Consider the following 12,626-nt stretch of genomic DNA (forward strand, 5'->3'; position numbering starts at 1 on the left):
CATCAGGGCGCCATGATCACCTGGCTTGTTACAGCAGGAACATCAAGGGTAACTTTCAGTTTACCGTTCTGGACTTCGTATTTATAGGTGATCCTTTTGCCTCTGCGGCGAGCATTATGTGTGAGTACAAGTGGTGCTATAAGTTCCAGTTTCTCTACAAACTTTTCCTCCAGTTCCCTGATACCATTACGCGCAGCCTGCAGCTCATACATATACTTCGATAACTGGTCTACTTCTTCAAGAAACGACCTGTCACCAATAATGTCGACTGCATGGGTATAACTGGCTTTTTTATGCTGAATATCTGCTTCCAGTTGCTTTTTTTCAGCTTCGGTGTTTGCATATTCTTCCAACAGGCCAAGATAGCGGTTGGATAATTCTTCAAAGGTTTGGAATTCCATGGGACGTGATTTTCCGAAAAATATAAAAACATTCCGGAAAATGCAAGCCATCCCACCCTGTTATACTAGGCATCCGTTCCCAACCATAGCGCACCACCAATACTATCACGACTTGCACCTGTTACAGATGCCAGCACATTGTACTCTTCGCGCCAGCGGAGAACGCCGATCAGTGCCATTATTACCGCTTCCTTATATTCTACCAGTTGACGATCAGGCACTACAATTTTTAATCCGAGCGGAGCGAGATTTGCTGCTATCCTGCTAACAAGAAAATCATTCAATGCGCCGCCCCCTGTAACCAGTAATTGTTGTTCTCCGGGCACCATTCCTTCTTTTGCAGTAATATGACTAATGCTGTCTGCAACCTGGTGTGCAATATGCTCACAATAGGTGTTCAGCGCATCTGCAAGAGGGAGGCCGGCAAATTCCACCAGTGGATACACCACATCGGTACCAAAATCGTTGGCAAGCGATTTCGGGTAGGCCATACCGTAGTAATCCAAAAGGTTAAGCCGCGAAAGAAGTGCCTCGTCAATATTACCAGTGGCTGCTATCTTTCCGCCTTCGTCCATCTGCATCCCATGGGGTTGAACCAGTAGATTCAATACCCGGTTGGCGGAGCAAACATCAAAAGCATAATATTTATTTTCTTTCCTGAAAGAAAGGTTTGCGATACCACCAAGGTTCAACAGAAATCCATAGTCTCCCAATAATAATTTTTCTCCAACAGGCACTATCGGGGCGCCCTGGCCACCGAGTGCTACATCAAGTGCACGCAGATCGGAGATAACGGGAAGCGCCGTTTCGGCTGCAATAGCAGCACCATCACCGATCTGCCCGGTCATTCCCCTTAAAGGAAGATGGAAGGTGGTATGGCCATGTGATGCGATCATATCTACTTTATGTTCCAGCCCGAACCGGGTAATAAAATCATTAACCGCTTTGCCAATATAATGACCGTAATCTGCATGAAGCAGCATATAATCAAGGGCTGAAAGATTGATAGCATTACGCAGTTTATCTGCCCATTCCCGTGTATAGGGATGGGTTTCGGAATGCTGGATATCCATTGACCAGTTACCTCCGGCAGCATGTAAATGAACATAGGCTATGTCCAATCCATCAAGCGAACTGCCACTCATTAAACCGATTGCTTTATAGACCATGGGAAAAAATGTTTTAGAATTACCTGCCTGAACTTTAGATTTGTTATAGCGGCTGCAAATTACAACGATTGCCGCCTGCAAAAAAACAGGAAAATCATGGTGGTCAATCTAAGCAAGCAATACTCCCTTTTGTGCGATTGGGTCAGTGAAATCAGGAATGTTGACATTCAGGGCGACCGTATGCGGTTTAGAAGAAACCTTGAGCGGATAGGTGAAGTTGCCGCCTATGAGATCAGTAAATTCATGGCCCATGAACTGGTTGATACACAAACCCCGTTGGGTATCTCCAATTGCAAACTTCTAAAAGAGCAACCTGTATTAGCCACCATTCTGCGCGCCGGATTACCGCTGCACCAGGGACTTCTCAACTATTTCGACAAAGCAGACAATGCTTTTATATCAGCATACCGGAAACATCATCCCGATGGGAGTTTTGAGATCAGTATGGAATATGTTTCCTGTCCCGACCTCGAAGATCGCATACTCATCATTGCTGATCCCATGCTCGCAACTGGTGCATCACTAGTTAAGACCATTCAGTTTCTGCGAGATGAAGGAAAGCCACGGGAGGTTCATATTGTTGCTGCAATTGCCTGTACCGTGGGAATAGAATATGTTCATCGCCTGGAGCCAAATGTCCGCATCTGGTGCGGTGCCATTGATGATGAACTTACTGCAAAAGGATATATTGTACCCGGCCTCGGCGATGCGGGAGACCTTGCTTATGGAGTAAAACAACAGCAATAGGCACAATTTTAACCCCGCCCAGTATTAAAATTTGTATTTTACCGGACCTATATATGAGAACCCTGCCAATAATACTATTGCTTTTGGGATTTGGCCTTCCTGCCCTTTCACAGGATCCGCATTTCTCACAATTCTTTGCTTCGCCCCTTACGCTTAACCCGGCTTACACGGGAAAGTTCAACGGTCAACTTCGTGTTGCCGGTAACTATCGTGACCAATGGCCTGCAATAAGCAAAGCATTCGTCACATCCACCATATCATTAGACGCGCCGGTAATGTCAGGAAAATTACCTGATTTCGATACATGGGGTGTTGGAGGTATGGCTATGAGTGACCGAACAGCAAATGGTATACTTAACAGTAACTATTTTGCCCTCTCTACAGCATATCATAAATCACTCGATGAAAACGGACTACACCAGTTGGGTGTTGGCTTCCAGGGTGTTTATACCAGCAAACGCCTGGATGGATCAGAATTGAATTTCGAGAATGAACTTGCCCTTGATGGCACCTGGACCAATCCCAGCGGCGAGGCTGTTGATGGCAGCAGAATCAGTGTAAGTTATCTTGATTTCAATGCCGGGGTATTATACAGCGGATCATCCAATGGGGATGATAATTTTTATATCGGGGCTTCTGTTTACCACCTGAACCGGCCTAAGGAAAACTTCACCAATGGGAATTATACCCTGCAGCCAAGAGTTAGTGTACATGGTGGGGGTTACCTGCCGGTGGGGCAGGCAACCACGCTCCACTTATCGGGTTTGCATTCACGACAGGCAGGGGCTAATGAAACAGTGGTTGGTGGAGCCGTTGCATATAACCTTATCGACGACTTCGAAAGACCCACACAATTTTATGCCGGTGCCTGGTATCGTTTTAGTGATTCATTCATTCCTTATGTTGGATTTGAATTTGCAGATATCAGGTTGGGGGTAACGTATGACGTAAATACATCAGCGCTCAAAACCGCATCCATGCGACGTGGTGGCATAGAAGTGAGCCTGATCTATATCAAAAAACCAAGTACTGGCGGCAAGGATATACCATGTCCAAAATTTTAAAGCTCAGCAGATTTTATTTTTTCCCTGAAACAGCTTTACTGCCAGCAAGATAGAACCGGTAAGGCAGTTCAGCATCTTCCGCGGCATAGTCAACCCCGATTCTTGGTCCCGCTATAATTTCAGCAGGACGATAGCCATCATCATAGATGGCAATGGATTCTTGTAAAACTGTGCCTGTATGAGAAGTGCTGATACCAAGAGCTTTAGAGAGCTTACCTGGTCCGCGCCCAAATGTATGTAGCGGGCCTCCCCCGGGTGCCCGTAATCGCTCCTGCATGATATCCACTCCCTCCAAAGGTTCAATCGCCCTGATCAACACGGCATGGGGAATATTGATGGTATTGGTAACCACATTAAATAAGTGATGGATACCATAACAGAGATACACATAGGCTGTTCCGCCTTCCCTGAACATGATATCTGTTCGGGCTGTTCTCCTGCCGCTATATGCATGTGATGCCTTATCCACGATACCATTGTATGCTTCCGTTTCAACAATGCGTCCGCTTGTACGCTGGCCGTCGAAAGATGTTAGAAGTATTTTTCCTACCAATTCACGCGCAATCTGCACCACATCGCTGCGCTCAAAAAAAGAGAGCGGTAATTTTGTCATCATTTATGCGTTGGTCTAGGGTCAAAGTAATAAATTTAGGCGCACAAACTAATACCGGTTGCTTAAAGAGATCATCATCGCCATTGAATCTTACTTCAAGGCCCACCAGTTTATACGCCAGCATAATCTCTGGAAATGGATAATCATTCCAGGCATCCTTTATATGATACTGTTCATTGCTGGAATGTATTTTTTCCTGAGCTCAAGCAATTCTGCAGTAAACTACCTTAGTAATCTTATCGGGATTGACACCTGGCTGCAGGAACAAAAAAACCCCTTTCTCAATTTTCTTTTTGTAATGGGAAATATCATGGTTCGTTTACTCCTGATATTCTTCTATTTTTCTTTCTTCAAGTTTGCCTTCCTGATAATCGGATCGCCGCTTTTCGCCTACCTGAGTGAGAAGACAGAATCGATCCTGGAAGGCCGTGATTTCCCTTTCAGCCTTCCTCAACTGATGAAAGATATTATCCGCGGAATCCGGCTGGCCCTTCGAAACCTGCTCTGGCAAACTGTTTACACCATTTCTATTCTGATACTTTCTTTTATACCAGTTTTGGGATGGGTCAGCCCGATGCTATCCTTATTCACCGAATGCTATTATTATGGTTTTTCGATGATGGATTATAGTTGTGAAAGAAGAAAAATGTCGCCGCAGGAAAGTGTCCGCTTCATTAGTGACCATAAGGGATTGGCAATAGGAAATGGACTTATGTTCTACCTTATGCATGCAGTACCAATATTAGGATGGATACTTGCTCCCACCTATGCCGTAGTGGCCGCCACCCTAAGCCTCCGTCAACTAGAAAATAAATGATCATGGCAAGCAGTGCCCTTGGATCGGTTTATATGATCCCCTCCTTTCTTGATGAAAATAATCTCCAGACGATCCCTCCCTATGTGCTTGACGCAGTGAAACAATGCCAGGTATTTTTCGTGGAGAATGAACGCAGCGCGAGGCGCTATCTCAAAATGTTATGGCGTGATATGGTTATTGACCAGTATGAATGGTTTACCATACATAAGGCAGAAGAAGAGGTCAGAAGCCAGTTCAGGCAACAGTTGCAGCGTGGGAAGACGATAGGGATCATCAGTGAGGCAGGATGCCCCGGCATTGCTGATCCGGGACAGATACTGGTAGCCACCGCGCAGGAAATGGGCGCAATTATTAAGCCTCTTGTAGGGCCAAGTTCTATCCTGCTTGCCCTGATGGCCAGTGGAATGAACGGACAACAGTTCAAATTCAATGGTTATCTCCCCATTGATAGCGCTGCCCGCAATAAAATATTGAAAGAACTGGAGGCTGAGTCGGCACGCATTAACTGTACACAAATTTTTATTGAAACACCTTATCGTAATAACCAGTTGCTTGAAGCAATATTAAAGGAGTGCAGGCCCCACTCACGACTATGCATAGCTGTAGATATCACCGGCGCAGAAGAATGGATCATTACAAGGAGCATACATGATTGGCAAAAAAATAAGCCGGACATCCATAAACGTCCGGCCATATTCCTTTTGCAGGGATGATACCCATTATTTTTATTGCTTTCACTGCCTTGGCGATATCTGCTTATCACCCGGATCACCTTTCATAGAGAGAATACTGTCCACAACATATTTAGTATTACCACGCCAGGGTAGTGCGCCAAGATATTCTTTGTAATGCAGTTCAAATTCTTTCCCGCTATTGGTCATCAATTCTTCTGCAATTCTCTTATCGCCAACAGAGAATTCAAATTCATAGGATTGTATGCTTCCAGCCATACCTCCCTTAAATCCGCTCTGGATGAGCTTTCCTTCATAAGTCTTGAAAATATATCCTTTGCGTACCACGTAGTTAAGTTCTCCTGATTTTACGCCTTCTCCGAAAACCCAGAAATAACGCCAGTAAAAAATGCCCCCACCGATCAATAAAATTGCTACGATGATGATAGTCAGAAATCTTCCCATAGTTAGTTTGTTTCAGATATGAAAATAATCATAATCCGTATTTGTCGATCATATAAATAAGAAGGGCCATATTCAGAGAACCCAGATCAAGTTCACGCTTATTAACATTCTCGAAAACATCATTACGCGCATGATGGAGATCGAAATATCTTGAGCCATCAGGACTGAGTCCAGCAACCGGCGTTCCCAGCGATCGGTTTAGCGGGCCGATATCAGCTCCACCGCCACCATTCCTGAATTCATATACGCCATACGGAACAAACAATGGTAGCCATTGGCGAATTGCCGCGAGCCTTTTCCAGTCGAGTGTAAAGCCAAAGCTACGTGGTGTAAATCCACCTGCATCACTTTCAAGTGCAAATACATGGTCTTCATTCTTTGCCTTTGCTTCTGCCGCATACTTATTTCCACCTCTTAAACCATTCTCTTCATTGGCAAAAAGCACTACCCTGATGGTATGACGAGGCTTGTAGCCCATAGCCTTCAAAGCGCGCAATACCTCAATTGAATGAACACATCCCGTGCCATCATCATGCGCACCTTCAGCGGGATCCCAACTGTCGAGGTGCCCACCAACAGTAATATATTTTTCAGGGAATACTGAGCCTGTAAGCTCACCTATCACATTATGCGCTTTGGTATCGGGCAACATCCTGGCATCGCTTCGATAATAAATACTCACAGGTTTACCCGATGCGAGCAGACCAATTAGTTTATCACCGTCTTTCAATCCAACAGCGGCTGCCGGAATTTTTGGGTAGGCAGAATCGTATGATGTTGTTCCGGTATGCGGATGATTATCATTTGCGCTGGCTGTTACCGACCTGATCATTATTGCAGCCGCTCCATATTTTGCAGCTTCGCTCGGACCGTTCCTGCGATAGGAACCAGACTCGCCGTACGATTGTCCCACCGCGAGATTCTTTGGATCGAAAACATTATTGAAAACAACCATCTTTCCCTTTACTTCATCTTTTCTTTTCTCAAGTTCATCGAAATCGTTGATCAGTATAGCCGGAAGTGTAATTCCTTTTGCCATGGTACCCACTGAATTGCCCAATGCCAGCACGTCCAGTTTCACCTTCTGCTGCTTACCTTTTTCATCTGCGTAGGTATACCAGGCTTCTTCCGCTTTGCCACGCTCCCAGTGAGGCACCATGCATTCCTGTAACCATACCTTATCAGCACCCGCAGCCTTCAGGGCCTTCTCGCCCCAGGCTTCCGCCTTATACATACCGGGGGAGCCGGCAAGCCTTGCACCAACATTTTTGCACAAGTCGCGAAGACTTTCATAGGCAGCAGCAGAACTAAGAACATCATCTGCCATTTTACGAAAGAATACCGAATCAGCTTCTCTTGATGCGGCATCAAAAGAAGGCTCTGCATTGCCCGACGACGCCGATTGCGCCCGGGCAGCTCCTGAAAATACTCCGGCCTGCAGAATGAATGTCAAAACGAACCAAACAATTCCTTTCATGTTGATGTTTTTTTAAAATTAGGCAAACATTTTAATCCTGTACCTTCATAAACAATTTTTTGAATTATGCGCATCGGAATCGTATGTTATCCCACCTTCGGAGGCAGTGGCGTACTTGCAACAGAATTGGGCAAAGCGCTCGCAGAAAAAGATCACCAGGTCCACTTCATTACTTATCAGCAACCAGTACGGCTAAACGAATTCAATGCAAATATTTTCTATCATGAAGTGAGGGTTCCTACCTATCCGCTTTTTGATTATCCGCCGTATGAAACAGCATTAGCCAGCACCATGGTAGATGTTATCATAAACAATCACCTCGACCTTTTGCATGTGCACTATGCCATCCCACACGCATCGGCTGCTTTTATGGCCAAACAGATCCTTCTCAAAACAGGAAAATCGATCCCCGTTATCACAACCCTGCATGGTACAGATATAACATTAGTAGGAAGAGATAAGACCTATGCTCCCGTGGTAACTTTTTCCATCAATGAAAGCGATGCCATCACCGCCGTGTCAGATAACCTGAGGGAAGAAACCTTTAAGTGGTTTCGTATAGAAAAAGATATTGAGGTGATCCACAACTTTGTTGATGTGTCGCGGTTTCGTAAAAAGGGAATTGACGCATTTCGGAAAGTAATTGCCCCAAATGGTGAGCGCATCCTGATGCATGCTTCCAATTTCCGTAAAATAAAGAGAATAGAGGATGTTGTCCGCATATTTGCCAATGTAGTTAAAGAGGTACCAAGTAAGCTTCTGTTTGTTGGAGATGGACCCGAACGCGGAGCTGCAGAAAGCTTAAGCCGCGACCTTGGCATTTGTGATGAGATCCGTTTTGTGGGAAAACAGGAGCAGATAGAAGAGATCCTCGCCATCGCTGATCTTTTCCTGCTCACTTCTGAATATGAGAGCTTTGGTCTTGCTGCGCTGGAAGCTATGGCAGCCGGGGTGCCGGTTATCAGTTCCAATGCGGGTGGCCTTCCCGAAATTAATATCCATGGTGAAACCGGCTTCCTCAGTGACGTGGGCGATGTGGCAGCAATGAGTAAACATGCCATTGAACTCTTAAGTGACGATGTGATGCTGGAACGTTTTAAAACAAATGCAATGGCGCAGAGCGACCGCTTTGACATTCATCATATTGTTCCCATTTACGAAAAACTATATAATCGCTTCCTCTGAAAGAATAGTAACACTGCCCTTTAGTTCGATGGGGTTGATCATGACCTTCATGTTGTGTTTCAATTCTATTCCTGATTCATATGCACAAACATTGCAGCCTTTAGCTATTGAATATTTCAAATTAGACAATGGACTCAAGGTGGTGCTGGTGAAAACAGATAGTGCTTCCCATATTACGGTGAACCTCTCTTACAATATTGGCTTTCGCCTCGAACAGCGCGGGGAAGCAGGATTTGCTCATCTTGCCGAACATGTTTGGATGGCATCCCATAAAAACGGAAAAGGATTTGTCAATGCATCCACACGCTTTGACCATACCAGTTTTTATTCAGTGCTTCCAACGTATAAGCTGAAAAAATATTTAAAGCAGGAAGCCCTGCGTATGCATCATACCAGTATTCGCCAAAACATATTAACCTCCCAAAAGCATGCCCTTGAGGCAGAACATAAACGCACTGTCACTAACCATCCTTATGGTGGATTCCCCTGGCTTCAAATGCCCGGTATTGCTTTTGAGAACTGGCAAAATGCACACGATTATTTCGGAGACCCGCAGCTAATTTCAAACGCTTCTGTGGAGGAAATACAAAGTTTTCTTAAGCGTTATTATATCCCTAACAATGCAGTGCTGGTTATAATGGGAAATTTTAATGCTGCCGGTACAAAATCATTGATCCGGAAATGCTTTGGTTTGATCCCTCGAAAGCCTCTTCCACAGAAACCCGATATTTCGGAACCTGTGCAGGTAAAAGAAAAAACATCAGACATAACGGATGGGCTTATACGCCGTCCTGCTATCTCCGTTGCCTATAAAATTCCTGACAGGTCTTCACCTTCATATTTTGCAATGGGACTAATTGACCAGATGCTTGTTAAAGGAAAGGATAGCAGGTTATACCAATTGCTGGTTGAACAAAAAAAATATACCGATAGAGTAAACGGGGGGATCAATTATCTCGGCAATATGTTTACACACAACGGACCCATGCTATGGATGACCGATATGGTATATGATTCATCTGTACAAAAAGATTCTCTTATAGCAACAATTGAAGAGGCCATCCGAAGCATTGAACGGGAATTAACTGATCCGATATTACAGCAGGCAAAATCGGGGTTGATAAAATCCCTTATAAATATGAGAAAAGAAAAAAACGGACTGGCAGTTTCCGAGATGCTTGCCTGTTTCGCATTGTTCGATGATGACCCTGCACGTTACAACTCAATTGAACCCTCCTTCAATAAAGTTGATCATTCCATGATAATGCAGACAGTGGCAAATTGGATGAAAACTTCCAACAGAACGGTATTGGTGCTTACACCCAAAAATCCTGATTAGGGATAACCGATTACTACTATCTAAGCCAGGTTTCCGGGTTCAGGTTTACGTTCTTATCATTTGTTATAAGGAATTCAAGCTCTCCCCTTCCCGCGTCCTTCTCATCAAGGCGGCCAATTGACTGGCCGGTCTTGATCTGCTGGCCTTTGCTTACCGAAACGGAAGAGAGATTACTATAGGTGGTGAAATATTTACCGTGGCGAAGAATAACCCCCTGAACCGGACCTACTGAAATCACATAGGAAACCTCACCATCGAATACTGCCTTTATGGTACTGCCTGCATCAGCTTCAATGGTTATACCCGGATTATCATAATCAACCGTTAGTCCCTCATATCGATTTCTTCCAAATTTCATCGCTATCCTTCCTGCATTCACCGGCCAGGGCAAACTGCCTTTATTTTTTTCGAAATTATCAGACACAAGCTTTACTTCATCACGGTTATCGAAAACGCTCAGGGGCTTTGTTGCAGCTGGTTTCTCTGCGGGTTTTTCAACGGGCGTTACAGGCCTGGCAACTACTGTTCCCGATTTGGCTGCTTCATCTGCGTCTTTCTTAGCGGTTGCGGCAGCAGCCTTCCGTGCTGCATCTTCTTTAGCCTTTCTTTCTTTCTCAATAGCAGCAACACGTTTCCTTTCTGCATCCACTTCACGCCTGATCGCTGCACTAAGAGCATTTCGAAGGGCGTTATCCTGTTTACGCTTCGCGGCCATGTCTTTGAGCAATTCCTTTTCCTGTCCCTTGATCTTACTCACTACAGCATCCTTCTCCTTTCTCTCGTCCTGCAATACCTTGAATTGTTTATTCTGCTCTTCCAATGCAGAGCTTTTCTGCTGTTTGCTCTGGTTGAGATTGGCGATCTTCTGTTCAAGTTGTGTTTGCGTGTTCTTAATATTTACTGCCTGCTGTTCACGATAGGCACGGTATGATTTGAGATATGCTACGCGTTTCAATGCATCATTAAAACTGCCTGCAGAAAATATGAAATTCACAAAATCATAATTGCTCCGGTTCTTATACGCATAAACAACACTCTTTTCATACTGAAGACGAAGCGTATCTAATTCGCTCCGGAGTTTTACAATATCACGCCAGTGCGAATTGATATTGCCCTGGATAAGATTGATCTGTTGATTCACATTTCGGATCTGGGCCTCACGCAACCTTATTTTCTTTTGCACAATATTCAGCGCCGAGAGGCTCTGTCGCTTGTACTTTTTTGTTTCATCCAATTGCTTTCGCAGGGCATCGATCTCGCGCTGGATCTCAGCCTGCTTTTTCTTCAGATCCGCACTGCTTTGGCTCTGGGCATAGGCACCACCAATGGAAACCATTACAATGAAGAGGAGAAGGATTTTTTTTATCATGCAGATTCAATTGATGACGGAATGTTTCAAATATAAAACCCTTAGGTTTTACTGAACGCTATAATTTTTCGGAACTGCGAAAGGATAGTTTAAACTTTCGTTAAAGATGAACTGTTTGAACTCCATCTGAACTTCGAGCCTGTTCTTTTCCGCAAGCACGATCTTTCTTACCGTGGCAAATGGATTTGCTGCTGTAGGTGCGTATCCACTATAATTCAATTCACTTGTTCGACTCCTTTTCGGATTGATATCATCCAGTTTTACATGTTCTAGCAGGAAATTTTCTTTATTAATAGTCATGAGGTTCTTAAAGAAATCCCCAACACTGGTAAGGGTGATCGATGATCCGCTGTTCTTGTAAGAAATAATATTACTGTCGAGGAATACCGGATTCCCGATGATAAGATCCTGCATCGTATTGAAATCAAATGGCAATTGTGCGATCTCCTCCAGGTACTCGACCGATCTGTATTGCACCACCTTATCTTTTTTATTCAGCAGTTTCACACTATCGGGTGTGATCATAAGCCTGAAGGCTTCATAACTGAAAACGGTGGCGTTGATACTTAGCCAGATCACACTATCTTTTTTCATTCGCACAAAAACGGTGAGTTCGGGCCCCTTGCCATCCTTGTCCCAGTATTCCACCTTCATCTTTCCGGAAAATGTATTGAAGTCCACCTTATTCTTCTCTACCGAACGAAAAACCTCATTGATATAGCGAACTGAATCGGCATGGGCATCAGCCAGAAGAGTAGTAGCCGTATCCTTTTTGCTGATAACGGTGTTGATCTTTTTTGTTGTGCGGCATGCTGCAGACATTAATAAAACCATTGCCGTAACTATATATACAATACTCTTCATGCGCTAAGATTTTCCTGTATGACCAAATCCGCCTGCATCGCGGGTAGTTGCAGTCAATGACTCAACCTGCTCCCATTCCACACGCTCCACTTTCTGCACTACCATCTGTGCGATCCGGTCTCCGGGATATATGACTTGCGTTTCATGCGAAAGATTGATCAGGATAACTTTTATTTCTCCACGATAATCAGCATCTATCGTGCCCGGACTATTCAAACAGGTGATACCCTGCTTAATTGCCAGTCCGCTGCGTGGCCTTATCTGCGCTTCATAGCCCTCCGGAATTTCAATAAACAAACCGGTTGGCACCAGGGTTCTCTGCAAAGGTTCAATAGTCAATACTTCTTTCAGCTCTGCCCTGAGGTCCATCCCGGAAGAACCGGAAGTGGCATAGGCTGGTAAGGGATGTGATGATTCATTAACGATTCTGATAAGCATATTGCTG

The 12,626-nt window shown here is 44.6% G+C and carries 14 protein-coding genes; 6 read left to right on the forward strand and 8 right to left on the reverse strand.

Annotated features, from left to right (window positions below; genetic code table 11):
- Positions 1-2: 2 nt before the first annotated feature.
- A complete protein-coding gene (locus tag HY58_RS11475) occupies positions 3-401 on the reverse strand; it encodes a hypothetical protein (RefSeq protein ID WP_039131883.1) in 399 nt (132 codons plus the stop codon).
- A 65-nt stretch (positions 402-466) separates the two neighbouring features.
- Positions 467-1,570, reverse strand: coding sequence for an anhydro-N-acetylmuramic acid kinase (locus HY58_RS11480; protein ID WP_039132120.1), 1,104 nt, complete (start codon positions 1,568-1,570; stop codon positions 467-469).
- A 96-nt stretch (positions 1,571-1,666) separates the two neighbouring features.
- On the opposite strand from HY58_RS11480, the gene upp reads away from it, so the two are divergent.
- Positions 1,667-2,317, forward strand: coding sequence for a uracil phosphoribosyltransferase (gene upp / locus HY58_RS11485; protein WP_039131885.1), 651 nt, complete (start codon positions 1,667-1,669; stop codon positions 2,315-2,317).
- Between the two features lie 53 nt (positions 2,318-2,370).
- Positions 2,371-3,381, forward strand: a complete 1,011-nt coding sequence (locus tag HY58_RS11490) for a PorP/SprF family type IX secretion system membrane protein (protein WP_039131890.1) — start codon at positions 2,371-2,373, stop codon at positions 3,379-3,381.
- A 13-nt stretch (positions 3,382-3,394) separates the two neighbouring features.
- On the opposite strand, the gene HY58_RS11495 is transcribed toward HY58_RS11490, so the two are convergent.
- Entirely contained in the window at positions 3,395-3,994 is a 600-nt protein-coding gene (locus HY58_RS11495; RefSeq protein WP_216593798.1) for a DNA-3-methyladenine glycosylase, read from the reverse strand.
- Positions 3,995-4,052: 58 nt separating this feature from the next.
- Between HY58_RS11495 and HY58_RS11500 the strand changes: the two genes are divergently transcribed.
- Both HY58_RS11500 and HY58_RS11505 read left to right on the forward strand, forming a co-directional pair.
- A complete protein-coding gene (locus HY58_RS11500) occupies positions 4,053-4,811 on the forward strand; it encodes an EI24 domain-containing protein (protein WP_039131893.1) in 759 nt (252 codons plus the stop codon).
- Positions 4,812-4,813: 2 nt separating this feature from the next.
- A complete protein-coding gene (locus HY58_RS11505) occupies positions 4,814-5,524 on the forward strand; it encodes an SAM-dependent methyltransferase (protein ID WP_039132122.1) in 711 nt (236 codons plus the stop codon).
- Between the two features lie 21 nt (positions 5,525-5,545).
- Here the strand turns inward: HY58_RS11505 and HY58_RS11510 are convergent, their stop codons facing one another.
- Positions 5,546-5,947, reverse strand: a complete 402-nt coding sequence (locus tag HY58_RS11510; protein WP_039131895.1) for a hypothetical protein — start codon at positions 5,945-5,947, stop codon at positions 5,546-5,548.
- A 28-nt stretch (positions 5,948-5,975) separates the two neighbouring features.
- Entirely contained in the window at positions 5,976-7,424 is a 1,449-nt protein-coding gene (locus HY58_RS11515) for a M20/M25/M40 family metallo-hydrolase (RefSeq protein ID WP_082022142.1), read from the reverse strand.
- Between the two features lie 66 nt (positions 7,425-7,490).
- Here HY58_RS11515 and bshA point away from each other — a divergent pair, with 66 nt between their 5' ends.
- Complete coding sequence (gene bshA / locus HY58_RS11520; protein WP_039131898.1) at positions 7,491-8,609, forward strand: N-acetyl-alpha-D-glucosaminyl L-malate synthase BshA; 1,119 nt, start codon at positions 7,491-7,493, stop codon at positions 8,607-8,609.
- Positions 8,610-8,658: 49 nt separating this feature from the next.
- The gene (locus tag HY58_RS11525; protein WP_072037617.1) at positions 8,659-9,948 is read left to right on the forward strand and encodes a pitrilysin family protein; all 1,290 of its coding nucleotides are present in this window, start codon (positions 8,659-8,661) and stop codon (positions 9,946-9,948) included.
- Positions 9,949-9,964: 16 nt separating this feature from the next.
- Here HY58_RS11525 and HY58_RS11530 read toward each other — a convergent pair whose 3' ends face one another.
- From HY58_RS11530 to dut, 3 genes are read right to left on the reverse strand one after another with little or no spacing between them, the layout of a single operon-like run.
- Positions 9,965-11,317 (reverse strand): murein hydrolase activator EnvC, encoded by a 1,353-nt coding sequence (locus tag HY58_RS11530; protein WP_039131899.1) that lies wholly within the window; start codon positions 11,315-11,317, stop codon positions 9,965-9,967.
- A 48-nt stretch (positions 11,318-11,365) separates the two neighbouring features.
- A complete protein-coding gene (locus HY58_RS11535; RefSeq protein ID WP_082022144.1) occupies positions 11,366-12,181 on the reverse strand; it encodes a DUF4292 domain-containing protein in 816 nt (271 codons plus the stop codon).
- Positions 12,182-12,184: 3 nt separating this feature from the next.
- On the reverse strand, positions 12,185-12,619 hold the full coding sequence (gene dut / locus HY58_RS11540; RefSeq protein ID WP_039132128.1) for a dUTP diphosphatase: 435 nt from the start codon (positions 12,617-12,619) through the stop codon (positions 12,185-12,187).
- Positions 12,620-12,626 lie beyond the last annotated feature (7 nt).

This window comes from Flavihumibacter sp. ZG627, assembly GCF_000814325.1.
Lineage (GTDB): Bacteria > Bacteroidota > Bacteroidia > Chitinophagales > Chitinophagaceae > Flavihumibacter.